23 protein-coding genes and 1 pseudogene are annotated in these 26,069 nt (G+C 40.6%); 7 read left to right on the top strand and 17 right to left on the bottom strand.

Annotated elements, in window-relative coordinates; all coding sequences use genetic code 11:
* Positions 1-59: 59 nt before the first annotated feature.
* The 5 genes from AC2D3N_RS24320 to AC2D3N_RS24340 form a co-directional block, all read right to left on the bottom strand.
* Positions 60-1,265, bottom strand: coding sequence for a tetratricopeptide repeat protein (locus tag AC2D3N_RS24320; RefSeq protein ID WP_484693884.1), 1,206 nt, complete (start codon positions 1,263-1,265; stop codon positions 60-62).
* Between the two features lie 10 nt (positions 1,266-1,275).
* The gene (locus AC2D3N_RS24325; RefSeq protein WP_484693885.1) at positions 1,276-2,775 is read right to left on the bottom strand and encodes a tetratricopeptide repeat protein; all 1,500 of its coding nucleotides are present in this window, start codon (positions 2,773-2,775) and stop codon (positions 1,276-1,278) included.
* Between the two features lie 259 nt (positions 2,776-3,034).
* A complete protein-coding gene (locus tag AC2D3N_RS24330; RefSeq protein WP_484693886.1) occupies positions 3,035-4,273 on the bottom strand; it encodes a tetratricopeptide repeat protein in 1,239 nt (412 codons plus the stop codon).
* Positions 4,274-4,306: 33 nt separating this feature from the next.
* The gene (locus AC2D3N_RS24335; RefSeq protein ID WP_484693887.1) at positions 4,307-5,719 is read right to left on the bottom strand and encodes a tetratricopeptide repeat protein; all 1,413 of its coding nucleotides are present in this window, start codon (positions 5,717-5,719) and stop codon (positions 4,307-4,309) included.
* Positions 5,712-7,658 carry a phosphorylase family protein gene (locus AC2D3N_RS24340; protein WP_484693888.1) on the bottom strand — a complete coding sequence of 649 codons (1,947 nt, stop codon included), beginning with the start codon at positions 7,656-7,658 and terminating at the stop codon, positions 5,712-5,714. Before AC2D3N_RS24340 ends, AC2D3N_RS24335 begins: the two co-directional genes overlap by 8 nt.
* A 167-nt stretch (positions 7,659-7,825) precedes the next feature.
* On the opposite strand from AC2D3N_RS24340, the gene AC2D3N_RS24345 reads away from it, so the two are divergent.
* On the top strand, positions 7,826-8,377 hold the full coding sequence (locus AC2D3N_RS24345; RefSeq protein WP_484693889.1) for a hypothetical protein: 552 nt from the start codon (positions 7,826-7,828) through the stop codon (positions 8,375-8,377).
* A gap of 29 nt (positions 8,378-8,406) precedes the next feature.
* Here AC2D3N_RS24345 and AC2D3N_RS24350 read toward each other — a convergent pair whose 3' ends face one another.
* The gene (locus tag AC2D3N_RS24350; protein WP_484693890.1) at positions 8,407-8,562 is read right to left on the bottom strand and encodes a hypothetical protein; all 156 of its coding nucleotides are present in this window, start codon (positions 8,560-8,562) and stop codon (positions 8,407-8,409) included.
* A gap of 177 nt (positions 8,563-8,739) precedes the next feature.
* On the opposite strand from AC2D3N_RS24350, the gene AC2D3N_RS24355 reads away from it, so the two are divergent.
* A complete protein-coding gene (locus AC2D3N_RS24355; RefSeq protein ID WP_484693891.1) occupies positions 8,740-12,915 on the top strand; it encodes a PIN domain-containing protein in 4,176 nt (1,391 codons plus the stop codon).
* A 293-nt stretch (positions 12,916-13,208) separates the two neighbouring features.
* Here the strand turns inward: AC2D3N_RS24355 and AC2D3N_RS24360 are convergent, their stop codons facing one another.
* Positions 13,209-14,183: a tyrosine-type recombinase/integrase gene (locus AC2D3N_RS24360; RefSeq protein ID WP_484693892.1), complete on the bottom strand. Its 975-nt coding sequence runs from the start codon at positions 14,181-14,183 to the stop codon at positions 13,209-13,211.
* A gap of 114 nt (positions 14,184-14,297) precedes the next feature.
* Positions 14,298-15,701 (bottom strand): Uma2 family endonuclease, encoded by a 1,404-nt coding sequence (locus AC2D3N_RS24365; protein ID WP_484693893.1) that lies wholly within the window; start codon positions 15,699-15,701, stop codon positions 14,298-14,300.
* 96 nt (positions 15,702-15,797) lie between these two features.
* Between AC2D3N_RS24365 and AC2D3N_RS24370 the strand changes: the two genes are divergently transcribed.
* On the top strand, positions 15,798-16,193 hold the full coding sequence (locus tag AC2D3N_RS24370; RefSeq protein WP_484693894.1) for a DUF4351 domain-containing protein: 396 nt from the start codon (positions 15,798-15,800) through the stop codon (positions 16,191-16,193).
* A 204-nt stretch (positions 16,194-16,397) separates the two neighbouring features.
* Here the strand turns inward: AC2D3N_RS24370 and AC2D3N_RS24375 are convergent, their stop codons facing one another.
* Complete coding sequence (locus AC2D3N_RS24375; protein WP_484693895.1) at positions 16,398-17,504, bottom strand: ParB N-terminal domain-containing protein; 1,107 nt, start codon at positions 17,502-17,504, stop codon at positions 16,398-16,400.
* A 269-nt stretch (positions 17,505-17,773) separates the two neighbouring features.
* Positions 17,774-18,262: a hypothetical protein gene (locus AC2D3N_RS24380; protein ID WP_484693896.1), complete on the bottom strand. Its 489-nt coding sequence runs from the start codon at positions 18,260-18,262 to the stop codon at positions 17,774-17,776.
* 204 nt (positions 18,263-18,466) lie between these two features.
* Here AC2D3N_RS24380 and AC2D3N_RS24385 point away from each other — a divergent pair, with 204 nt between their 5' ends.
* A complete protein-coding gene (locus tag AC2D3N_RS24385) occupies positions 18,467-18,769 on the top strand; it encodes an HNH endonuclease (protein WP_484693792.1) in 303 nt (100 codons plus the stop codon).
* Between the two features lie 15 nt (positions 18,770-18,784).
* On the opposite strand, the gene AC2D3N_RS24390 is transcribed toward AC2D3N_RS24385, so the two are convergent.
* Complete coding sequence (locus AC2D3N_RS24390) at positions 18,785-19,183, bottom strand: hypothetical protein (protein WP_484693793.1); 399 nt, start codon at positions 19,181-19,183, stop codon at positions 18,785-18,787.
* Between the two features lie 843 nt (positions 19,184-20,026).
* Here AC2D3N_RS24390 and AC2D3N_RS24395 point away from each other — a divergent pair.
* Positions 20,027-20,990: pseudogene (locus tag AC2D3N_RS24395) on the top strand (reverse transcriptase N-terminal domain-containing protein).
* 241 nt (positions 20,991-21,231) lie between these two features.
* On the opposite strand, the gene AC2D3N_RS24400 reads toward AC2D3N_RS24395, so the two are convergent.
* From AC2D3N_RS24400 to AC2D3N_RS24410, 3 genes are read right to left on the bottom strand one after another with little or no spacing between them, the layout of a single operon-like run.
* Positions 21,232-21,828 (bottom strand): IS630 family transposase, encoded by a 597-nt coding sequence (locus AC2D3N_RS24400; protein ID WP_484692499.1) that lies wholly within the window; start codon positions 21,826-21,828, stop codon positions 21,232-21,234.
* Positions 21,786-22,178: a helix-turn-helix domain-containing protein gene (locus AC2D3N_RS24405; protein ID WP_484692500.1), complete on the bottom strand. Its 393-nt coding sequence runs from the start codon at positions 22,176-22,178 to the stop codon at positions 21,786-21,788. The genes AC2D3N_RS24400 and AC2D3N_RS24405 overlap by 43 nt, the downstream gene beginning before the upstream one ends.
* A 39-nt stretch (positions 22,179-22,217) precedes the next feature.
* On the bottom strand, positions 22,218-22,436 hold the full coding sequence (locus tag AC2D3N_RS24410) for a hypothetical protein (RefSeq protein ID WP_484693794.1): 219 nt from the start codon (positions 22,434-22,436) through the stop codon (positions 22,218-22,220).
* Between the two features lie 281 nt (positions 22,437-22,717).
* Here AC2D3N_RS24410 and AC2D3N_RS24415 point away from each other — a divergent pair, with 281 nt between their 5' ends.
* Positions 22,718-23,038, top strand: coding sequence for a hypothetical protein (locus AC2D3N_RS24415; protein WP_484693795.1), 321 nt, complete (start codon positions 22,718-22,720; stop codon positions 23,036-23,038).
* Between the two features lie 82 nt (positions 23,039-23,120).
* Here the strand turns inward: AC2D3N_RS24415 and AC2D3N_RS24420 are convergent, their stop codons facing one another.
* Genes AC2D3N_RS24420 through AC2D3N_RS24430 form a run of 3 tightly spaced genes read right to left on the bottom strand, consistent with a single transcriptional unit; the run spans position 23,121 to position 25,644 of the window.
* Positions 23,121-24,878: a bifunctional 3'-5' exonuclease/DNA polymerase gene (locus AC2D3N_RS24420; protein WP_484693796.1), complete on the bottom strand. Its 1,758-nt coding sequence runs from the start codon at positions 24,876-24,878 to the stop codon at positions 23,121-23,123.
* 32 nt (positions 24,879-24,910) lie between these two features.
* Positions 24,911-25,504, bottom strand: a complete 594-nt coding sequence (locus tag AC2D3N_RS24425) for a methyltransferase (protein ID WP_484693797.1) — start codon at positions 25,502-25,504, stop codon at positions 24,911-24,913.
* A complete protein-coding gene (locus tag AC2D3N_RS24430; RefSeq protein WP_156090427.1) occupies positions 25,504-25,644 on the bottom strand; it encodes a hypothetical protein in 141 nt (46 codons plus the stop codon). Before AC2D3N_RS24430 ends, AC2D3N_RS24425 begins: the two co-directional genes overlap by 1 nt.
* A gap of 138 nt (positions 25,645-25,782) precedes the next feature.
* Between AC2D3N_RS24430 and AC2D3N_RS24435 the strand changes: the two genes are divergently transcribed.
* Complete coding sequence (locus tag AC2D3N_RS24435) at positions 25,783-26,040, top strand: hypothetical protein (RefSeq protein ID WP_083616774.1); 258 nt, start codon at positions 25,783-25,785, stop codon at positions 26,038-26,040.
* Positions 26,041-26,069: the final 29 nt, after the last annotated feature.

Here is a 26,069-nt window from a genome sequence, read left to right on the forward strand (position 1 = left end):
ATACTCTGCCAGAAAAGTATAGGCATTTCCTAATCTGCAAGATTATTCATTTTCCCAATCTAGCTGTTTTTGAATAAGCAACATACTGTTGATTCAAGTATACTGTTCCGTGAGCCTAACTGCTGAAAGGAGTCAAGCGGTATACCTAGTTCATCGGCAATGGAAAAAGCCTGTTGACAATACTTACGAACCAAATCTTTATTACCTAATCTTTGATAAAATGCTGTTAAATTTAAAAGGACATTAACTTCAGTCAAACGATTGCCAATTTCTTTACAGATTTTCAGACATTCCTGAAAACATTTCAGAGCTTCTGAATCCTGCTTACAAATTGCTAGTGTAGTTGCTAAGTTAAATAATGCCTCCCCCTCTCCTGCACGATCTTGGGTAGTTTGCATAAAGGTTAAATGTTGCTGCTGGTATTCAATAGCTTTTTCGTAATTTTCTAAACCACCATAAGCTTGCGCGAGGCTTCCCAAAACCCTTCCCTCATACGAAGGGTTGTAGCTTTGACGTAAAATCCTCAGACTTTCCTGCTGGTACTTAATTGCTTTGGAGTATTTTCCTTTTTGACAAAACACCAGCCCTAAGCTGTTCAAAGCGATAGCTTGCCCTTGATAGTTATGATTTTTCCATGCAATAACTAAACTTTGCCAAGTGTAATTAATTGATTTGGAGTGATTTCCTAAATATAAGTAAACAAGTCCGAGGCTATTTAAAATTGCACTTTCCTGCTGACAATCGGGAATTGTACGTGCAAGTTCTAATGCCTGTTGATAATATTCAATGGCTTTTTCCAGGTATCCCTGAGCATAATATACCTTGCCCATACCGTATAAGAAAATAGTCTGATAATAGGGATGGATATTAGCTAAATGTTCTAAAAATATATTGTACAATTCTGATAGATTTCTATAATATCCCCAAGTAAATAGTTGATTATGTAACTGTTCATTTTCAGGATGAGTAATATTAATGACTAAAATCTTTAAAGCTTGATTCCAAGCCTCGACTTCAGATAGATGATGGAATGCCTCCAAATAACCTTGTACTCGATCTAGATTTGAAGCACCTGTCACGGGCTTATACTTTGTGAGCCAGTTGATAACGGCTCTGTAATGGGTACGTTTAGTCAGTGGTTTGGTAGACTTAACAGTGGCTGGCTCGATACCAAGATAGAATAGGATGGAATCACCAGGGAGAGTGATGTTAACTTCATTGGTGATTTTTAATTCTTTAGCTTCTGGTTCAGTAAGGTAGCTCATTGTTTTTCAATTAATTATCAAAAAGTAATTTTCTTAACCCTGCTACAGCTTGTTGACCGCCCTCTTCTTGCTCAATTACTTGTAATTGCTCCTCTATTATCTCGGCATACTCCTCTATGCCAATTTCCAGTGCTATTTTACTGAGAGTCATCATGGCTGTTTCCATTTCAGGAGATTGTATACAGGCAAATATATACAAACTTCGCATCCCTAATAATGCTGCTAAATCAAACTGTTTGAGCAAACGATAGGCATCACTTAAATTATGAATTGCTGCTGCTGCCGCCCATTTATCGCCAATGCCAGCGGCAATTCCTAAGCTTTGTTTGTGGTATTCAATCGCCATCTCGTATTGCTCTAAACAACTATAAGTATTGCCTAAATTACTTAAGGCGTATGACTCACCTTGTCTATCGCCTATTTTCCTGGTGATCGCTAATCCTCGCTCGTAATATCCAATTGCGGTTTCGTATTGTCCGGTAGAATTACAAACTACGCCTAAATTTCCTAATGCTGCCTTTTCTCCTTCCAAATATCCTATTTCACGGGAAAGTTCTAGCTGCTGTTGATATAAATCCCAGGCTAATGAGTTATTCTGCCAAGCAAAATAGACATTGCCCAAACTGCCTAGCGTACTGGCTTCATCTCTTCTATTTCCCAATTCTCTAGCAATTAATAAGCTACCCTGCATATTTTCAGCAGCTTTCTGGTATTCTTTTAAGAAGTAGTAGACAATACCCAAATTTTCCAAAGCATTAGCAATTCCTTTGCGATCACCAATCTTGTAGACGATTTCTAACTGTTGTCGGTGATACTCACTAGCTGGCTCGTAATCTCCCTGTAATCGGTGGATAACACCAAAGTTTCCCAGGAGTTTGGCTTGACCTTTTTGATTAGATATAGTGGTGGAAATAGCCAAGGCTTGTTGGTAAAGATCGAGAGCGACTTGGTATTGTCCTAAAGAACCATAAATATTGCCGAGATTAGTCATGGCAATTTCTTGAGATTCTGGATCGGGAGCGATCGCTAACTGTTGTTGATGGCACTCAATCGCCTTCTGATGGTTGCCTAGAGCGCGATGTGCTAGACCTAAACTATTTAAGCAAATATCATCAACTTCATCATTAACTTTTCCTAAGATTTGGCTGCATAAATCTATTTGTTCTCGGTGGTACCCAAAATCACCAAGCTGACTGTGCAAGGCTTCTTCTAAATAAATTGCTTGAGAATTATTTATAAAAGCTGTCGCATTTATAATAGGTACTCCTCTTTTAATTAAGTTAGCAGCCTTGTCCCAAGCATCAACAGCACACAAGTGGTAAAATGCTTCTAGACAGCCGCGTAATTGTTTTAAGGTAGGTGAATCTGGCTGAGGTTTGTATTTTGTCAGCCAGTTGATGACTGCTCTGTATTGAGTACGTTTCCATTTCGGGGTAAGAAGTTTTAAAGTTGCTTGTTCAATGCCAAGTTCAGCTACAACTGAATCACCAGAGGGTATTAGTCGTTCCATATTTTAGCACCTAATGAGAAGTTCTCTGTCAAATGAATAATTTTGGTGATTGCTTACCAAAATTGTTTCAAAAGCTTAACCAATATCCTATGGGGTAAGTTGTGCTACTTCGGTGGTTATTGATTATTTTTGGTGTCTTAAACTATTTTATAGCAACTTTATAGCAACCGCCAGGGCTATTAGGACTACTTATCGGCTGTCATTACCGTGAAAGCGGTAATCCATGTCCTAAGCGTTATGGCGACTGCTATAGCTTAGTTTATGTATCTAGTATTTCTTCTTTCAGCTTATGACACTCTTGTGCTAAAGGAATGCCTAACTCCGTGGAAATACTCAAAGCCTGTTCACAGAATTCCAACGCTTCCACTAATTTATCAATTTTATAACAAAGTTTTGCGAGGTTTTTAAGGACTTCAGCTTCTCCTTGACGATGAGAGATTTTCCTCGAAATTCCTAGTGCTTCCTGCAAATTCATTAGTGCGTCTTCATATTCTTCAATATCTACTTGAGTTGAACCAAGGTTACACAATGCGCTTCCTTTTCCTGAAAGATCGCCGATTATCTGTGATATAAATAATTGTTTCTGGTAGTAGTTAGATGCCTCAATGTAGTAGCCAATAGCATGAAAAATATCGCCAAGATAGCCCATAACAACGGCTTCTCCTCTCCGATCGCCAATTTCTTGCTTTATCTTCAAAGATAGCTGGTTATATTTAATAGCTTTTTCATATTCTTTTAAGCCACAGTAATCCTTTCCTAAACCAGCTAAAGCATGACTTTCTCCCAGACGATGCCCAATATTACGAGCAATAGTTAATCTTTCTAGGTGGTATTCAATTGCTTGATTATAATCTCCTAATACTTGATAAATAATTCCAAGGTTTCCAATAGCGTGACTTTCTCCTTCTATATCCTTGGCATTACGAGAAAATTCAATAGATTTATGATAATATTTGACTGCTGAAGAATAATTATCTAAGTAGTAATTCACCAATCCTATATTATTTAATGCGCGACTTGTTTCCACAAGATTTCCTAAACTTTGAGCAATTTCCAAACTATACTTATATGCCTCCATAGCTGCTGAATAATTAGCGTTATCTAAATGGGCGTTCCCTATTGCATTGAGACAAACAAGATCAGTAGTTTCTCCAGCCTTGCCCAATATTTTATTACAAATATCAATAGAATCTTTGTAGTATCCCCAAACATCTAATTGATGAACTAATGTTTGTTGGGATGGTGTAGTAAGTGACAGTAAAAATATTTTACTGGCTATTTGCCATTCCTGAATCTCACAAAGATGATAAAAAGATTCCAGAAGCCCTTTGACTTTTTCTATATTAGAGTCAGTATTCTCAGGATAATACCTTGTTAGCCAATTAATTATCGCTCTGTATTGGGTGCGTTTCCAATTTGGTTTGATAGATTTCAGTTCGGCTGGATCGATGCCAAGTTCTGCTAAAAGTGAATCACTAGAGGGTATTAATCGTTCCATATTTTAGCACCTAATGAGAGATTTTCTGTCAAATTACTCATAGCTGGACTCCAATTGTTGTTTTAATTCCATACACTCTTTTTTGAGAGGGATGTCTAACTCTGTTGCAATGGATAAGGCGCGATCGCAAAAATCAATAGCCTGATTCCAAAATCCTAAATTATGACAAAGCTCGGCTAAACTCCAAAGAGCTAGTGCTTCTAACAACGGAGCATTAATTGTTTTAGAAATCTGTAAAGACTGCTTCAGATATTCTAATGCTTCTAAATACTTACCTATTTGAATTAAACTCAACCCTAAAAAATAGAGTATATTTCCTTCTTCTTCATAGTTTTGAAGTCTCTTCGCCATTGACAAACTCTGTAGGTAGTATTTAATCGCTTGCTGATAATCCCCCATACCAAAGTAAGTATTTCCTAAATTTCCGAGAGCAATTGCCTCGCCTGAATCGCTTTTAATTTCGCGCATAATTTTTAAATATTGATAGTGATACTCCATTGCTTTTATGCAATCTCCAGTTGCAAAATAGGCATTGCCCAGATTGCCCAAAGATGTTCCCTCTCCTTGACGATATTGTATTTTTATTCTAAGACTTAGACTTTTTTGATGATAATCAATCGCTTGATCGTAATCTCCGAGAGCCGCATACGTGTTTCCCATACCTTCCAAAGTTGCGCTCTCGCTTCGACAATCCTGTGTTTCTCTGGCAATTTCTAGACTCTGTAAGTAATAATCTATTGATTGACTATAGTTTCCAAGAACTGCATAAGCGCTTCCGATACCTCCTAAAGCCTGACCCTCTGATTTGCGTTCTCCTATTTCCTTTGCCATACTTAGGCTTTGCTGGTAATAATCCATTGCTTGAGAATAATTTCCGAGAGCAGCATAAGCAACTCCCATATTTTTTAGTGTGGCTGTCTTACTTTGGTGATTTTTGCCTTCATCCGCTGCTAATAGACTGCTTTCATAGTATTTGATTGCCTTGCTAGAGTCTCCCATTGCATCAAAAGCAGTTCCTAAACCATTTAACAAAATAGCATCTATTATTGAATTTAGTTTGTATAATACTTTTTGATATAATCTAACTTGTTCATAATAGTATCCCCAAGTGTATAACTGATTGTGTAAATCATCTTTTATTGTAGTATTTAGACTAATAAAAATGAGTTCACCAGCTTTTTGCCAATTCTCAACTTCACAAAGATGGTGAAATGCCTCTAGTAAACCTCTTACTTTATTCAAGTTGGAATCATCGGGATGAGTTTTATATTTTGTGAGCCAATTGATAACCGCTCTGTATTGAGTTCGTTGCCAACGGGGATTGATAGATTTCAGTTCTGTCGGTTTAATGCAAAGCTTCGCCAAAATTGACTCCCCGGCAGGTATGATGTCAACCGCTTCCTTAAATTGTTGTTCTTGAGCCTCTAGTTCATCTAGTTTAATCATCTTCATCATCCAGTTTTTTCAGGCGTTCAAGCGACACACTCCGAATTAAATTGTGCTGTCTGAGTAAGCATCGATCACCTTCAACTACTCCTTCCACTAAATAACGATCGCGCAACGCATCCAACGCTACCTGCTGTTCATCTTCATCCCGATCCCAATCCTCCAGATGCGAGAGCCAAAAATCCTCCGGTACTGGACAGCGATACACCGAAGCTTCGCACAGCAATATATATGCATAGCGAACGTCTTTTTGCAACCGATTAAAAGTCTTTTCTAGTCGAACTCGCACATTTCTTTGTAAGTTGCGCGTATATCGATGCAGATTAAACTTATCATCGGCGGATGCTGTGATTCCTTTAGTTTTTGCTTCCTCGATCGCCTTCTCAACCTCTTCTACTTCACGTCCGTACTGATTCCAGTAAGCCAGAATATTACCATCAAAAGGCTGATTTCTAATTTCCCCAGCAATCACCCGCAAAGCTAAAGGGTGTCCCTCATAAGCACGCCCAATTCGTTCTAAATAAGGCTTACCTGTTGACTCTGTACCAACATCTAATCCTGTTTTATCGAACAATGCTAACCGTTCTGGTTCTTCCAGACCGCTCAAAGGTTGGCAATACCAAAAATTTTGATACCTCGTTCCTATTGTTGGGATTTGAGCGGGTAAATCTTGTGAAGTTAGGATTATACAGCTTTCACAAGAATCTGCCACCAGCAAACTTTCAAAAAATCGCACCCACCACTCATCTTTAAAATCACTCCATCCCTCTTCTTCATTCCCCTGTAGAATGTTCTCTAAAGAATCAAGTTGAACCAAATAGCGATTCTCTTTTAGATGTCTCACCAATCGGTATAGCAGGCGCTGAGTATCTTTGCGGTCTTCCGGCGTAATCAGTTCGCCCCACTTCTCCAGCCACCTCGCCACTACACTAGCAAAATCATTAGATTGCTGTTCGTTCTCAAAATTCTCCTCGTGAAACTTACTCCAGTCTCCCTCAAACCAGTCTGATAACTCGACTGCTAATCTTTCCCCTAAAGCCGTTTTCCCAATACCTGTTATTCCCACAAGTATTAGTAATCGACAAGAGGAGCGAATTCGAGGACTCAAATCCTGAATCAGACTTTCCCGACCAACCCAAGTATCATCGTAGGCAAAAAAGTTGGGAGATATAGGTTGAGTTTTAGTTGTCAGACGGGAATCTCCATTGCTTAACCCATTTCCGTCCAGCTTTGCCAGAATCTCAAAAGCAAACGCACTGGCATTGCGAGCCGCCATTTCCTGAGAACCACCCGCATCGGCTTCACTCTTACCATCAATCAGATCGGAAATCCCACGGATTACCAGTGCCGATACTTGGTGATTGGCATGAGCCGCTTGTAGCAACCCCCGCCCTTCCATCTCCACAGCTACCGCATCACCATAATTCAACTGGATAAACTTAAAAACATCAGACTTGCTGGAGGCAATCACTTTTTCCCCGGCAGCAATCGGCGCAACGAATACGCAAGGGTTTGAATCGGGTGCAGATGTCAGCCTTTGCAGCCAATCCGATTTTTTCGACTCAGCCGTCGCTCGCTGGATCAATCTGTACGTAGATAGCCCTAAATCAGGTCTGGGTTGAAATTTCAGTTTTGCCTTGCCAGACTCGTAACCATACACTTTCGTCGCAGCTACCACATCGCCAATGGCTACATCCTTAATCCCCCCGGCAACTCCCACAAAAAGTATGACACTGGGATTGAAGTAGGCGATCGCCCTTTCCGCTTCCATCGCCGCCCCAGCATTACCTGCACCCACCTCGACAATGCCAACTTCCCACGACGTAGCGTTAGCAACAAATTTTCCGCGTTCGTAAATTGTGCCTTGGGGGTGCATTTCTTCTCGGAGGTCGGCTATATGGGTACGGACAGCCATATATTCAACCGGAAGAGCAGTCAATACTACTGCGCGAGGCATGGGTTAATCCTTGAAATAATCTGAATATCCACTATTTTGGCTATTTAATCACGATTTGCCTAGAGAAAGATAGAATTTCTTTAGCTTGTTGGTAAATATTTGTTAATCAGTCACAATAAATATAGGATTTGAGAAACTAGGAGTCAGCCATGAGTGATAAAGACCAAATTATTGAAATTTTCTTTAAGGAATACGACAAACTGAAATCTGAGCAGGCTCAAAGGATTGGTTTTCGGGATAATTTGCTTTATGTAACGCTAGGTCTGTTCGTAACAGTTGTGTCATTCGCTGTTTCTAACCCATCCAACTATTACACTTTACTGGTAGTTCCCTGGGTGTGCCTGATTCTGGGCTGGACTTATTTGGTCAATGATGAAAAGATTTCAGCGATCGGTAGATATATTCGCCTGAATTTAGTTGAAAAAATTAAAGAGCAAACTGGTCATGCAGATATCGAATCAATTTTCGGCTGGGAAATAGTACATAGAAGCGATCAACGACGAAAACGACGCAAAATAGAGCAGTTAATTATTGATGAGATTACCTTTGTTTTCTCCGGTGTGGTTGCATTAGTAGCTTTCCGATTTCTGGGAACACAATTTCCGGTCACTATTCAGATTCTTTGGTGGGCTGATCTCATACTACTGTTAATTTTAGGAGTAGAGATTATTATTTATGCGGATCTAGCAGAGGGTCGTTAATTGCTATACTCTCGTTTATCCTGGTTTACTCAATAGTAGCCCATTCCTAACTTTCCCAACTGCTGAGTCAGGGAATCAAAGGGTTCTTGTTCATGATGAGCTTTGTAGCGGTAAATAATCCCGATATCCTTGGGTTCATAGCCTTTGGTAAGAAGTTTCTGAATTTGAGCGATCGCACTTTCCACTTCTGCTTGTCGATGCTAGACAAACAGCTGATAACTATTCAGGAGTTACAGGGCGAGGAAGCCACACTCGGACTGAGAAAACATCTATTTGAGGAGTAGTTCAGTAAATGCCAGTGGGCAAACCTTTAAAGCCTTGGCAAAATAATGTAATAGCCAACAATACAAAGGTATTCAAGGATGCCTCGTGCAGTCATCTTAACCGCCCATTCTGACGATTATCAGTCTGTCTGCGCCCATTTGACAGATATTGAGGAGGAAACGCATCCTAAAGGGACAGTCTATGAATTAGGGCAGTTCTCTGCGCCTGAGCAAACATGGGAAGTAGCGATCGTTGAAATCGAGAATAGCAATACCAGCATAGCTTCAGAGGCTGAGAGAGCAATTAATCATTTCAAGCCTGACGTAATTTTCTTACTCAGTGCTGCGGTTGGCATTAAAGATGTGTCTTTGGGTGACATTGTGATCGCCAATAAAGTCTATGGCTATGAAGCAGGAAAAGCAGAAAATGAATTTCATCCTAGACCAGACGTACAGAAGCCATTTTATGCACTTCGAGAAAGAGCTAAAGCGGAAAAGAGAAAGCCTAACTGGTTCAGCAGAGCACTTCATGGAATGATCGGTTCACCACCTTCTGTCTTTCTTGCACCGATCGCATCTGGAGAAAAAGAACTTGCTGATGAACAGGCAGAGCTTTTAAAGTTTTTACGCTCCCAATATGGTGATACTGTTGCCGTTGAGAATGTGGGATTCGGCTTTTTTGAAGCCGTTGAAGCAAATGGGAGAGTTCCTGCATTAACAGTACACTGGATCTTTCGTTCGCTCAGTAGTAGTGTAGAAACTATTCAAGCAGATGCTAAGACTATTGCATCTCAGAATGCAAGTGCATTTATTTTTGAGATTCTTGCAAAGTACAAGGTAGTTGATGCGGAAACCACACGACGCATTGAAGGTGTCATCTCATATGGGATGACTTCCGATGCTTTGCTTGCTGTGATCGGGCAACGAGTTGAAGCAGCAGTAGATAGCAACTCAGGTAGTCTTACGAGTGAACGCCATAGACGTATTGACCATGCACAAACCTTGATTAATCAAGGACAATTCAATCAGGCAGTTCAATATCTCAACGGGCTGAAGGCAGAACTGTGGTATCAATTAGACGATATCCTCAAGTATCGTCTTCTCGCAAACCTTGGGATGGCAAAATTAGGGCTTGATGAAATTAGCGATGCAGCGACAATTTTTATCGAAGCATTGCAATACAACCGGGAAGATGACAAAGCGATAGCTTATGCGGCAATGGGATATATCTTTCAAAAGAATTATGCCAAAGCCGAGACTTCGATCGAGGAAGCGTTGCAGCGTAACCCAGCGAGTGCTTTTGCACATTCACTACGTATTCGAGTTGCGCCAGTCACAGCAACCATTGAGTCAGTATTAGAACAAGTTCCCTCTGAATATCATGAAAGCCCAGACGTTTTAGTAGCACTTGGAGAAGCAGCTCTAAACCGTAAACTGTACGACAAGGCAGAAGAATGGTGGCAAGTAGCCCTAAAGGGCAATAATGATAGGAGCATGGACAGCATCAAAGCTTTTCTAGCTGTTGCTCTACTCGAACCTGTTGCTAAGAATTATCCACTTATCGCTGCCGGTCAGCTTTCAGAACACCAAAAGCATAATTTAAAGCGGGCTGTTTCTCTCCTTACTGAAGTTTTAGGAGGAGAATACGTAAATCCAAGTGATTTATCACATCTGAAATTCACTGCACTGGTTAATCGAGCATCTGCTTTACGTCTGTTAGGTCGGTATGATGAAGCAATTCGTGACATTGAAGTCGCTCAGCAAAAAGAACCTGATGACCATTATCTGGTTAAGCAACGTGCTCTTTTAGCTCACGAAAAAGGGGATGATTTAAGCGCTTACAGCTATGTGAGCCAGATTTTGTCATCTCCTCAAACTCCAGAGGCATCTTTATTAGCAGCTAGCTCTCTGATGGCTCTTAACCGTAATGAAGAAGCAGAAAGGATATTAGATCAATTCCTGCAAACGACTAGCCCTGAAGATCTCAAACGAGAAGCTAAACGTCTGAAATTTGACCTGTTTTTAGGGCATAGCGAGCGCCATAATGCAGAAACAGTCCTTCAACAACTAATTAACGAAGATCCAGAGAACGTTTTTACGCTTATCCAAAGTATGCGTTGGCAAAAGCAAATTGGTGCAGAGGAGACCATTCCATCGCTAGTTGGACAAGCCAAAGCAGCTCTCGCCTCTAAATCTTCTGTTCCTGCTCAAATCTTTCTCGCTGATACTCTCTATTCATTAAACTATTATCGCGATGCAGCCGAAATCTATGAACAGTTTGTTGATAAAAGTCTGGATACTCCTCTTTCCCGGCGGCTACTGCAAACGTATTATTTGACAGGTGATTACAGAGAGGCATTAAATCTGTGTGAGCAGCTTCTCGATAAATATGGTCCGCTGGAAACCGTTTCTGAAATGGCTGCCTACATTTACGAGGACATTGGGGATATGAATGGTGCCCGACACATCTGTGAAACTTATCTGACCTCTTTTCCAAAAAATATAGTGATGCAACTGCGACTGGCAGCAGTGAACTATGCTACAGGGGAGTATGCAAAGTTAGATGTATTTCTTGATTCAAAACCAGATATCAGAAACTTAAATCTAGACTCTCTGAAGAAACTTGCTCAACTCTATAAAGTTAGAAATCGAATAGATAAATTCCTTGAGATCATCTATGAGATGAGACATCGTTTCTATGATAATGGGCAGGTTCACGCTTTCTATCAGATTTCATATTTTGAAGCAACCAAGATCCAACCTGGTATTCAAAATTTCGAGACAGTACAAGACGGATGTGGAGTCCTCTTGAAAAATGAATTTGGCAAAGAACAGTGGTATATCCTTGAAGATCGCCCAGATGCAGTGTTTGCTCAGAATGAACTTAATTCCGGTCAACCACTTTACCAAACTTTGATTGGCAGAAATATTGGTGATGAGATTGTTCAAGCAGAAGATAGCTTTGGTCGTAATTTTCTTCGCATTGCAGCTATTACAGATAAATATTGTGCAGCAGGTAAGCAAAGCTTCTCTGTTTTAGAGAACCATACAGATATCAAGAGTTTTAGGATGGTTAATGTCCCAATGAATGGGAAGAACCTTTCAAGTGATTGGGTACAGCAGTTTATTGAAGGATTACGGCGACATCAAGACCATTTCGATCTCATTAAGTCTGAATATATTGCAGGTAAGTTCCCCTTTGGTGCTGTTGCTGTTTTAGTGAACCGTAATCCAATAGAACTTTGGCAAATTCTAGCTTTTGGAACTGCTCCCTTTATTCACGCATGGTCTAACTTTGAACATGAGAAATTTAAGGATGCTTTAATTAGCCTTCAAAGAGGAGGGCTCGTGGTCATCGATCCTATTTCGTTAGTTACACTTCATTATTTAGGAGTTGCAGATGATGTCGTGAGGCTTTTAGGCAAATTTGGAATTGCTCAGTCAACAATTGACTTATTTAACGCGATGGTTGAAAGCGCACAAGGTTTTCAACGTGAAGGATTTGCCACCTTTGGAGTAGAAGACAATCAAGGCATTTTTCAAGAGGTTTCCCCAGAGGCAATTAATCAACAGAAAGAATTTTTTGAACGTATTATTAATTGGATTAGAGACAATTGCCAGGTTTTACCTTGTTATAGAGCATTAGATATTAACAAAACCGAACGAGACAAACTCACGGAACACATAAGCCTAGCTTTTATTGACACAGTACTAATTGCTGGAGAACCCGGACGTATTCTTTACTCTGAGGATCAGTGGTTGCGTTGGTATGGTCGTGCAGATTCTGGTGTAACAGGAGTTTGGACACAGGTTGTTCTGAAGTATTGTTTAGTACAGCAAAGCTCAAATGAGTCTCTTTATCGTAAATCGGTATTAGTGCTTGCAAGCAGAGGATACACGTACACAATTGTTGATGCTGAAATCTTGATGGAAGCCATAAAAGCCAATGGCTGGCAACCACAAGCACTTTATACTTCAGCTTTAAAAGCACTTGCTAATGAAAATACTAATTTGGATTATGCAGTGAACATTGCTGCAGATTTTCTGCGGCAGCTTTACCTTGAAGTTGTGATGACAGATGCTCAATTAATTGATCCTCGTGACGTTTTAGTGCTTGAGTTGATTAAGATACTAACGACAAAACGATCAGTAACAGTTTTTGTGGGAAGGCTTAGAACAGTGATTCGACGAAGATTTGAGGTAATTCCTTTTCAAGAAAGAGATGTTTTAACAGCTATTGATGGGTGGGTGAAATCCCAACCAATTATCACGTAAGCAGATTCCCGTTCACCATAACAGCTGACGCTTCAGTAACAAAGCCAAGAATTTTAGGCTAAAAAATCCAGATCAAGAATTAGGTTTATGGATCATTGAATGTAAATCTTATCGAATTGGTAATATGTCCGGTCTTCAATGGCATGAATGGCAGCTTAATGACTGGTATAAGGCGACTTCCGACTATGGGTAAATATCTAAGTCCCATTAAACTCTTGTGTAAGAAAAAAATATGCTTCCTACTAGAAAGCTGTTACAAGCAAATAATTCGGTGCTTTATTTAATTAATCTAATTAAACTAAATCCGCCAACAAATCAGTGACTTCTCCCTGCTGATTTTTGCGATTATCGTCATAAATCATCAACGTATTCAAATCAGAATGGCGACTCAACTTCTGAACCTTCCGCACATCCCCATTCGTTGCTTCTAATGCCGCTGTTATCCCCGAATGACGAATCCGATGAGGCGATAACGGCTTATTAATCCCCGCTTCTCTGGCAATTTGACTAACAATTTTATAAACCCCCGTCCCCGTCAGCCGATGTCCATAACTCGCTCTATCCAAGGCAATAAACAAAGGTTTAGACCGTTTTAATTCTCGTCTAGCTACCAACCAATCTTGCAAAGCTTCCACCGTTGGCTTTGATAACGTTACCGCTTCCTTCTGAGTTCCCTTCCCCTTCCCCAAAATCTTGAGTGTCTTCCCCTCCAAATCCAAATCCTCAAGATTGGCTTGGCACACCTCCTCCCGTCGTAGGACATTATCCCATAACAACCTTAATAACGCATAATCTCGTTTGCCCTTAACTGTACGACGATTGGGAACTTGCAACATCCTCTTAAACGCCACCGGGGGAATTCCTGTGGTATCCCGATAAGTCTTGACTTTCTCCCCCTTCAATTCCGCTAATGTCCAAGCACATTGCCCAATCCGATAAGCAAATGCAACCAACGCTTTAATCGCGGCTAAACGTCGATTCACCGTCGCTTCTGATAACTTTTTAGATAACAATTGTTGCTTATAACCTAATACCAAACTTAAGGCTTGTTCCTTCGATAACTGTAAAAACTCAATGACTAACTGAGCGGTAGGTTCTTGATGAGCTACTGCCCAAAAGAAATCCTTTAAATCCCGATTATAAGCCTTCCGGGTATTCTCAGAACGCTTGGTAGCTAATAAATCCTCCATCACATTACGTTCAGCTAATGTCCCAACAACAGAAGCTGGAACAATTTCAACAGCAGAATTAGACGGGAGGGTGTTCATATCAGCTATCCAGAGTGCGGAGTGCGGAGTGCGATTGAGAATACAAAAATAGGATCTAGGTTTGATTTTATCCCAATTTCCTGGTCAAACACTTACACAAGAAATCGACGGGAACTAAATCTCAACCAGGGATTGAGAAATCGCCTGCTGTTGAGCCAGCGTAGCATACTTGCTATCTGCCTCAATTAAGTTAATGTCAGGTTCCTTGCTCAAATTAGACAAATCCTGGTAAATCTCGTAATCTTTCCTCCCGGGTAAATCCCAAACAACCAGCGTAATTTCTGACCAAAAATTTAAGGCATCAGGTTTGACTAAATCTCCAATTACTCCCAACCGAGTTACCCCATATTTAGAACGCAATAGGGTAGCAGCTTGACGAGCCAAATCCCACCAAACTGATTTCTGTTGGGCATCTTGCCAGCTTAGAGTTTCTGTTTCTAATAACGCTGTTACCCACTCAACGGGCGACAAGACCTTTAAAGCATCTGCTAAACCGCATGTCATCAGTAACATTCCAATTAAGTTGCGAATGCCTTCTTTACTTCCAATTTGGGGTTTCCCATCCCAGAACTCAAACTTGGCTTCTGGACACCAAGCTATGTACTGTTCAAAAGAAATCGGTACTGGCTCTAACTGCAATTGCGGATTAAATGGTAAACATCCCCAACCTAAACCATTCTCTACCGTTCGCAGTCTTCGACCTTCTGGCTGTGTGCCTTCAATGTAAACAATTGGAGGGTCTTGGGGCCAGCGATACCAGTCTTCATCTTCTCTCCACAGATTGTTGGGGACAAAAACTAACCCCGGTACGCTCTGCGGTCGGTAGCATCCTGATGGGTCAGGAGCCATTCGCTCGTATTTTCCGTCGATTAAGCGCCAAAATTCGATTTCTTTTCGGGCCGGATTGAGAATGATGTACTCTGGCACTCCACCTGCGGCGTAATAGTCTCGTTTGATGATGCGGTCTGCGTATTCATGTCCGGGTCGCAGCACTTCGAGTACCATTTCGGCTGGCCCTTCGAGGTAGTATTCTCTAAGTGTGTTGCGCGGTGGCCCTAAAAATAATAGGATGTCTGGGGTGAAGCCATTGTTGCCTAGGCGCATGACAAAATCGCGGCTGAATGATTGTCCTCCTAGTGTTTCTGCGATTTCCCAGAAGGAGTGGCTGATATAACTACGGATGGGATTGTGGTGCTTTTCTTCTCCTCTAGAGCCGGGTAGTAGGTCTTCTGGTTGGTAGTAGAAATTGGCTGCCCAGGTTTGTAAGGTGGTGGCGATGGTTTCTGTACTGTCTAATCCAGGTGGAATGGGCGCATTATAGGTAAGACGGAGAGCTTCTAACCATTGTTTGATGGGGGCTAGGGCGATGGCGGCCCGCGCTCCCCATCCGGTGAGAATTTGTTTGAGTAGCAGACGGCTGCCAACTAGGGTATTACCGACGATTAGCTTGGATTCGATCAATTCTAGTTTGGCTTCTGGGCCGGCGTCGATAAATTCGTTGAACAGGTTTGATGTCATTGCCGTATCTCCTTGAATACCAGTATTTTTTGTACTGATGTTCTAGCCTTACTTTTAAAGAGTTTAGAAGATCAACCCTTGAAATTGTGAAGTTGTATGAGTGAGTTGAAACGCTATTGGATTGTTGTCCACTATGAAACCGAGTTGACGGCAGAAACGGAGTGGGATGCTTGTCATAATATTCGTCTGGGCAATAGGATTGTTGAAGAAGCGAGTATTGCTGCCCAAGAGATTGCCTTCAATGGCGATATCAAAGCGTTGATTACTCAAACGAGGCTTACCGTTCGTAAAGAAGCGGCTCTGGCTATTATTCTTAATCAACTCTACCATAAATTACAAGATTTTTCTTTACTCGCAAATGGGCTACCGCCAGAGATACAAACCCAGGTGCAGGCACTATCGATTGAACAACTTGAAGGCTTAAGTATAGCTGTCCTAAATTTTAACTCTTTGGAAGATCTAAGTGCCTATTTGCAGACTCAAAACGATTAATCCTGAATGAGATAATGTCGAGATGGGTGTACCCACTTCAGATATTATGATTGGTTTTCATTCCCCCTTCAAACGCCAATTTCAAATGAAAAACTAAGCGTCAGAGAATAGGTATTATCTTAACCTAACTTCCTTAAGGGATTACTCCGCAAGCAACACAGCTTTCCTCTCTTGGGGAAGGCTGTTTTCACACGGGTTGAGAAATTAAGACCCGGAAAGCCGAGGTAACGTTAAAACTTTTTCCAAATATTCCAGATACAGCAGTTGTCGAGGCGTAAATTCTACACGCTGTTGCAACACATCCAGCAAGGCGATTTCCAGTTCATCTAAGTCTAAACTCCGCAGTCGCAGCACTTTGGAAGCGACCTGTAATAATTCATCACTAGGCTCATCAATTTCTACTAAATCTCGACTGTAAAATTGCAGCATTTCACTCCCCAAGTTCAGCACAATTAACCCAGAAGTTCCTGTGCCTTCCACCCTTCCCCAATACCCATTCCAGCGATTGTCCGAGGGAGCAAAGGTTAAGTTCGGGTCAATGTTGACAACGGCAAAGTCGCCCGATACAAATAAGCGGGGGTCATCGAGACTGGCTTCTTCTGCCAACAACAGGGCAGCTTCTTTGGGAGTCCGAGCTTGACCTGTGGCAATTAAATCTAAGATTTGTTTTTGTTGTTTTCGAGGCAGTTTCAGTAAGGAATAAGCCGCTTGAATACTGACGGTGTTGAGAATTGAACGCCAAGCATCAGCCCATTCTTCGTTTCCGGCTTTGATTTCCCAATCAATCTGAGCCACAACTTTGGCAGCTTTGGTATAGGTGACACCCGAACCCAAACCGACCTTAGCAGCAACTAAATCACGGGTGGTACCCTTCCTACCTTCTGAAAATATATCCATAAGGTTGTCGGGTTCATCAATTTTCAGTCCGGCTTCCTGGCGTTGTTTGGCGCGCGCCGATTCAATTTCTTTCCAGGAGTTGGCTTCTCGAACTTTTTGTTCCCGGGTTTTGGGTCGGGCGAGATTTTCACTCAGGAGGGCTTCGAGTTCTGACAGCCGGTTGGGAAAGGCTCGAATTTCGACGGGAACGGCGTTCCACTTTAATTGTAAGGCAGCTTGCCAGCGTCGATGACCACTAACAATAATCTGTTTTGGGGTGATGAGAATGGGGTTAATCCAATTGGACAATTGAATTTGTTCGACCAATTCCTCGATGTTCATCCGACCATAGATTTTTAGGTAGCGGGGATGGGGTTTGAGGGTTTTGGGGTCTACGGTTGTTACAGTGGAGTCGGCATCGGGTAGAGAGGACAAGTGGGATAGTTCGTTGACAGTTTAATTATTTGGGATTAAGTATACTCGCCATTTTAAGCGATCGCCTCACTGAACGAAATGAATCAAACCGAACATAGTGGAAAATTTTCCACTATGTTGTTTAAATTTGTCCCGGTTCCTTATACAGCAACACTTCGGACAGTTTGCGATAGCCTTCGGCTGGGCGGAGCCCATCGCTAACGGTAGAATAAGGGTTCTAGGCTTTTACTCAAAAACTGTCCAGGGTATTGAAATAAATAAGTTAACTTTTAATCCCACCAATAGGAAATAATCACGGCATCTGTTCGACTGGGAAAATCGGGACTCCAGAGTGCTTTTTTCAGCCGCAATTCTAATTGTTGATCAGAAGCATCACAAACTTCTACAACATCGGCTCGCCATTTTTTACCCAAGTCCAAAAGTTTTGATACAGTTACGTCTTGGTTTTGGGTGAGCAAATAAAGGGTATCGGCTGGATAGGGAATAAAATGAATGATACTGGTTTCAGGCATAGGGCGATAATTAGCCATTGCCAGCAGTGTATCTACCAACCCGCCAAAGCTTAAACCGTCTTCATCAGGAGCAAAAATCGGTTTGGTAAATAGAAAACTAGCCCATAACCCTTGATGAACGCAGAGGTCATGAATCACTTCTTGACCATCAAATTGATTAAAACGACGCTGCCAAACCAAAGCGGCAAAGAGTTCTTGAGGGGAATAAGATTGAGCGATGGATTGTATTTGATTAACGTCCAGCATGATTGATGGGGATTGTTTAAAATCGATATCTTGATCATAATCGGTTTGATAGGAATCCTTTGATTGTGATCTGATTAATCAATAAGATTAGAAGAGCATTTTTCAGTCAATGCTGACTGACACTACAGTTGGTGACCCCTTGGCAAACTAGACAATTCAGTGTTAAAATTAAACTCGGTTTTCAGCAAATCCATCAATCTATTCATGGCTTCAGAGCGTTATCCTGAAAATTGGAAGGAACTGGCATTGGCAGTTAAAGAAGCAGCCAATTGGCAATGTCAAAAATGTGGTTTATTCTGTATAAAACCTGGCGAACCTTTATCCGATTTGATTAAGCTACACCGCCGAGCTTATACACTGCAAGTCCATCACTGGAATCATAACCCGGCTGATAATCGTTTAGAAAATTTGGTTCCGTTATGTACAAGTTGCCATCTGACTTGTCATCGTCGCAGCCGAGGAAATATTTCCCCAGGGCAGTTATCCCTTAACTTAAAATTATCCTAATTCAGAATTTAACACTTAAGTTTTGGCGCTTATTTCTTCAAGTCCGGCTTCAATTAAAGCTCGGTTTAAATCCTCAACTAAATCCAGAGATTTAGCTTGGTTATTGAGGTAAACTGTATCTAAAAAATCTCCTTGTACTTTTAATATCCCCAATACATCTCGCCATTGTTTTTCGGAAGACTTAAACTTTCGCCCAGACAATTTATTAAGGATTAGATATTCAGGTGAGGCGAGAAAAACTGTTGCACCTGTAGGAATTTGATATTGTTGCCGTCGTTCAAACTTCAGACGCTCAAATTCTGAATCTTCGGCTATGATTAAATCAGCCCGGGAAATGGTTTCAATATGAGTAATTTGCAAGGTTTGCATTCGACCAGAAACCACATCATCTACACCGGAAACATAAAAGCCCACTTGTTCTAATTCTAAAATTAATGCACTTAAATATTGAGGAATAATTGAGATGACAATATCTAAATCACGGGTTGTGCGGACTTCTCCATAAGCAATAGCAGCAACCCCGCCTGTAATATAATAAGGGATATTGTGCGAGACGTTCCTGCCAAAATTAGGTGTAAAAACCGAAATGCAAGCAGGGAGATAGGTTAGGCAATTGGTTAATGGGTATCAACCCAATAATAAATCCAAATAAACCTGTCTTAACTTTGAAGATGTAACCATAAAGGAGGGTTAATCTCGGAGTCAATGGTGCGGCTTTCCGAACATTAAATACGGTAGCCAAATCCAAAGAGATTCGGCAATTCCCACAGTGCCAGACTGATTATCAACACACTGAAGCTGGGAATAACGGGAAAACGGAGATAAGTCAAATATCTAAGCAATTTCTCTAGCCAATTGCATAAGAATAACGAAAGTGAACATTCGGCTTGAACTGTCGTAATTATTAAGTAGCGAAATTGACTTGACACGCTGCGTTCAAAAGAACAAGGGGAAAAGTAGAGATTTCCAAAAATCATCTATAAAGGTAAGGTTCCTGATATAAACACTTACTTAGACTCCCGAAAGTACCCCGGCAGATAGGATGATTCTAAAGGCAATAATCCCATTTTCAAGGAACGTTAAAATCCCTAATACACTCCTACAGAGGTTGAATACTGTTAGGTAGCTACAAATCTAAAGCGTATGTTATGAGGGTGAGAGATGGAGTCAGAAGCTAAAGCCTAGATGTAATGTTTAGGATATGCTGATAGATTCCGGTTTAGTTGTTAGGTAAGGTTTCAATTAGCAGTTAAAACGGTGAAAACGAGTATAACCAAGACTACGGTTGCATGGAATTCTATCAATTGGGCGAAAGTTCAACGGGTAGTATTTAAGCTTCAAAAGAGAATTTACCAGGCATCATTATCGGGACAAAATGCTAAGGCTCGAAAACTTCAAAAACTTCTAGTTAAGTCATATTACGCCAAACTTCTAGCGATTAGAAAGGTAACTCAAGACAATCAAGGCAAGAAGACAGCCGGGGTTGATGGAATTAAATCCATTACACCCAAACAACGGTTAGAACTAGCTCAAAATCTGAGTAAATACCAAAAGGCAAAACCACGTAAGAAGGCAATGAAAGCTCACGCGGATAAGGTGAAGGAAGTGATTAAAACCCACAAAACCGCACCCCAATACGCATTAATCAAAAGACTGAATCCTGTAATCAGAGGATGGTGTAATTACCATTCCAAAGTTGTTTCCAAAGAAACATTCTCCTCCTTAGATAATATTACATGGCAAAGATTAAGAGCATGGACAGTCAGCAGATGCGGTAAAGCAAGTTACAAGAAACTCAGTAAGTATTACAAAAGAAACGGAAATAGAACATGGAGTTTTGAAACCAAAGATGGTTTTAAATTATTAACTCATGCAGAAACACCTATTACCCGTCATGTAACTATAAGACCTGAAGCATCACCTTATGACGGAAACTGGACTTACTGGAGTACAAGAAAAGGAACATCTTATGATGTACCCAAGCGAGTAGCAATTTTGCTCAAAAAGCAAAAAGGCAAATGTAACCTCTGTGGACAATATTTTACTCCAGAAGATGTTGTAGAAATCGACCATATTCATCCCACATCTTTAGGCGGGAAAGACGAATATAAGAACCTACAACTATTACATCGCCACTGTCACGATATTAAAACCGCAACTGATGGGTCTTACAACTCAAAAGAAAACCAGATGCCCTGATGATAACAGACAACTGGACTAGGAGCCGTGTGCGGTGAAAGTCGCAAGCACGGTTCTGAATGGGAGTCGGGGGTTGTAAAGCCCCCCTCGACCCCTAATAAGGGATTCAAAAATTGGGTGGAGAATTTCAGCCAGACTAATGGAATCTTGAACCCAAGTCATTTCATCTCCGGTGGGAATATAATTTTGTGGACAATCTTCTGCTAACCAAGCTTGGGCGAGTTTTTGAGCAAATTCTGGTTCTTTTACAGCGGTTCCCGCTGTTATGAGGTACAGTAACAGCAATTAGCAAACCAATTTCTTAAATGTTGAGGATTGACTAAATGGAGTGCAACGGCAATTAGGGTATCAACCATTTCTGCTGTAGTTGGAGCCAACCTTCGTAAGAAAGACTTAAGTTGAGACCACCATAATTCAATGGGGTTAAAATCAGGAGAATAGGGTGATAAACAAAGAATTTTAGCACCAACAGCTTCAATCATAGTTGTAACTGAAGCTAGTTTATGGGCTGGTAAGTTATCCATTACTACTACGGCTCCTGGCCACAATTCAGGAACTAAAAATTTCTTAACAAATACTTCAAAAGCTTTTCCGTCCATGGAATTGTCCATCGTCATCAATGCTAGGACTTTTTTAATACTAATTGCTCCAATAGCCGTTACTTTTGACCCTCGATAAAAAGGTTTTAAATCGTATACTCTTGTTCCTCGTTGTGAGCGGGCATGAGTTCTTGCCAATCCTAGCATCACGCCAGTTTCATCCAGAAATACTAAGTTGATAGGATCTATATCTTTGACTTTTTCCCAGTAATCTAATCTTAACTTTTGAACTCTTTCTGTGGCAGCTTGGCTACTCCGCATTGTTTTTTTTTACGATTTAATCCTAATTTTTGTAAACAGGCAGACATAGCACTTCGACTGACCCAATTCCCTGTCTTGGCTGCAAATAATTCGCAAAATTCCAGTAAAGTTGCATCAGGATTGTCGGCTACCATTATTCTTAAATCTGCTTCAGCATTTTTGAGATGGCTAAACTGTGGTTTCCCGGGTTTCTTGGGTTGTAAATTTCCATCAACTCGTTGTTGTTTTACCAGTTTTTGGACTAAACTTTTACTGACAGAGAATTTAGCTGCTACTTTTCTAATGGATAGATTTTCCACCAGATGTGCTGTCACTATTTTTTGCCGGAAATCTATTGAGAATGCTTTCATTTACAAATCATATTTTTGTTATTACTTTAGTGTATCCCATTACAGCGGGAACCGCTGTAAATCAAAAAAGCGTTGGCGGAAGCAGTTAATGGCAAAGCGACGAGCATTTTGGTTCATCGAGCTTCCCATCAACAGTCGCTGTTCGGGTGTTCGTTGTTTTAATAGCCAGAATCCTAATAAATCAACTTCTGGTGTTGTATCTTGAGATTGAGGTTGATAGCCCGGTTTGATTGTAAATTTAGGAAGAATTTGAGCCATAAGATTAAATCTGGAGCTAGGACTTATCAGTCAGAATTACAATCAATACTTAACGAAGTAATTGAGAGTTAATCTCCGGCTAAAACTTCTTTATTATCGATAATAAACCATTCATGATAGACGACAGTAACAAATAAATTGTCTTCTTTAAGTTTATAATAAGCTGTTCAGCATTTAAACTGCATATTTTAGAGGCTGAAACCCATTACTGGCTTAGATCGCCTCAACAATTTGGGTAATTAACAGCTTAGAAGTGTCCCAACATCTTACTCGTTACCGATATGGCTCCTCTAGTTGCCAAACGTACTGCTCGTGCTATGTCTCGGATTTTTGATTTCGATTCCTTTACACCTGAAGAAATCAACAGAAGGGAATCTGAAAAAAAAGATTTGGATCAACGATGCTATAAACACTTTGAAAAAATTCGGAATCGTTTGCTTGAAACCCATTATAATTGGTGTGTTGCCATTGAGCCTGAAAGCGGTTATTATTTGCTAGATTCAAATTGGGAGCGTTTAGTCTGGAGAGTGAAGATTTACTGCCCTAAAAGCCAACTGATGCTCTACGGAATTAACGAAACCGGAACCTGCGGAAAAATATGATTGAGGGACGATTTTTGTGGGTGGGAAACATAGTGGAAAATTTTCCACCATGTTCCTTTTCCAATTTAGATCTTTACTGTCCTTAACCCCAACTCAAGGCAGTTTTCACGTCCACTTCAATCGGAACTTGCTGCAAATATTGTTGCCCTGCCTCAATCATCACTTTTTTAAGAAGAAGAGTTGTTTTTTTAAGGGTTTGTTGGGGACATTCTAAGAGAATTTCATCATGGACTACACCAATCAACTTAGCTTCTGTATCCGGTAAAACCTCAAACAAACGAGCGATCGCCACTTTCAACAAATCGGCTGAAGTACCTTGAACCGGATGATTAAGCAACTCACACAGACGGGGTTTAGAGGCCCATCGTCTTCGACGTCCGCCAATGGTGCGAATCTCTCTTTGTCCTTGAGCATACACCGTTTTCCTCACTTGCTCATGCCAATTCTTAACGCCTTGATAAGCCGTAAAAAACCTTTTTCTAAAAAGTTTAGCTTCCTCCAACGTCAACAAAACATCATATTTTTCCTCAGCATAAGCTTGCAATTTAGCTGCCCCCATTCCATAAATTAAGCCAAAATTTACAGATTTAGCAATTTGCCGATCTTCAGGCGTAATTTGCTCTAACAATTTCCCTGTAATTAAAGATGCCGTTAAAGCGTGTAAATCCTCCCCTTTAGAGTAGGCATTTAACATCCGGCGATCGCTCGATATTTCAGCAACAATTCTAAGTTCAATTTGGCTATAATCTGCTTTAATAATTTGATAGCCTGGTGCTGAAATAAAGCAGGTTCGCATTCCTTGAGCGGTACAATTTCTGGGAATATTTTGTAGATTAGGTTGTTGACAACTAAAGCGACCTGAACGCGCTCCGCACTGCCGATAACTGGGGTGAATTCTCCCTGTTTTGGGATGAATATGTTTAGGCAAAGCTTCCACAAAGTTAGAACACAAAGACGCTAACTTTCGATAGTTGAGGAGAAATTGTAGAATGGGATATTCACGAGCTTTAGGAATTAATTCATTTTTACGGGTTGATTGAACCGGAATATTAAGGGCACGAAGAGCTTGTAAAACTTGGGAAGTAGAACGAGGATTAAGCGTTTCTGTTAATTCTGGAAATAGAGAAAGTTGGGGGCTCGGGGCTGGCTTTAAACCCGCATTGATTAATTGAGTTAATACCCTCTGTTCTTGAGCTTTTAACTCAGAACCTACCTGCTGCCATGCTATTGCATCAAGTCGCATTCCATTCAGTTCCATTTGGGCAACGGCGGGCAACGCATCAAACTCGATTTGAGCCGTTTCTAATAATCCTGCATTTTGAAGTTTAGAATGCAGTCGAGTTTTTAGTTTCAGTAAGACAGCCGCATCTAATGCAGCATATTCTAACTGAGCATTTGAAAGTTTACCCGCAAAATTACTAAACTGTAAACTTTTATCAAGTTTAATCTTTAAAAATTCCCAAGCTAAAGATTGAAGATCATGCTCTTTCTTAAGTCCTGAACGTAATACTTGACTGGCTAACATCACATCAAAAAAAGGCCCTGATGGACGGAGATTTGCCATTTCTAGCATTTTCCAATCAAACTTAGCATTTTGGAAAATTTTCAGCGCACGGCTATTGAGGAGTTTTTTTAAAAGTTGACACCCTCTCGTTCCCATAGCAGTTAAATCAATAATTAGAATCGGGTGTTGAGGAACAGCAATTTGAATCAGGCAAATCCGATCTATGAATGGATCTAGTCCTGTTGTTTCAGTATCAATAGCCAGAACAGGAGCTTTCATTAAAGGAAATAAAGCCTTTTTAAGCTGATCATCATTAGTAATAAAGTTATAGTTCATAAGCAGGTGGTGGATAAGAAAAGGGTAACAAATTAGACTTCAGAAGCTTTATCAATTACAATGAGGTAAGTTTCAACAGTAACCGGACGAAGAGTACCCCAAAAAATTTCTAAAGGGAGTTTGATCACGTTGGCTTTCGTTTGTTTAAGAAATCCTCGGAAAGTTTGCGATCGCTCATCGTTTTTGATATTCATTGAATTACTGACAACGCTAACCAACCGACCAGAAGATGCTAAAAACAGGTGATATGCGCGTTGAATCATATCTAAATCAATTCCCCGAACTTTATAAGTAGAAAAGGGAGGATTCATTAAAATTCGGTTGTATTGGCGTTGAGGTTGAGATGTTAAGAAATCACTCCCGACTAAATTAAATCCTTTTTGAAAAAGAATCTGGCGCAATAGAAGGTCAATTTCAATCACATCTACAATTGCACCCGCTTGAACCATTGCTTCAGCTAAAACTCCATCTCCTGCCGTCGGTTCTAAACCATATAATCCTGGGGTAATCTGTGCTTCTTCCAGCATTATTTTGATTAGTTGAGGAGAAGATGGGAACCAAGAATAAGGCGGAGTTTCTTTAACTTTCTGATATAGAATTGTCTCCACAAAAGATGTATTTTCCATTATTCAATATTTTTCTGCCAATTTCGTAATAACTTAAATTTTGTTGTTTCTTTGCGACACTGATGAATCTGACAAAATATCCGTTGTCGCCAGCGATTAACTTCTTTATCTACAACTAAAACGAGATGGGAATAGTTCACAAGTCAACTCCTAATAGGGTTTTACGTTGTGAATCCGCCGATAGGCGGGATTTTAATTACTCCTATCGGCTGAAAGATCTAATCAATATGGGTCGTTAAAGTAAGGTATAAATTTCATTCACCCTATAGATTCCTGTTATGAACAACTCCAACAATATCGATCCCAATGAATCTGGTTATAGCAATAATGGCTATGACAATAATCAGCAATCAAAGCCTTATGGTGTACCCGATAGGTTTGCAGATGGCTATCAAGAAAACGTTTTTGAGGGAGATTTGAACTTAGCAGATACCCCTTGGACAGAAACGGCATCCCATCCTAACCCTCAATTTAATAATGGGATAAAAAATCCTTTGGGGTATTCCAATTTTGAGGCAAATGACCTGGAATTGTAAGGCAAAACACTATCAAGAGTGACTAATCA

The organism is Planktothrix sp. PLAVEN19ND (genome assembly GCF_057220675.1).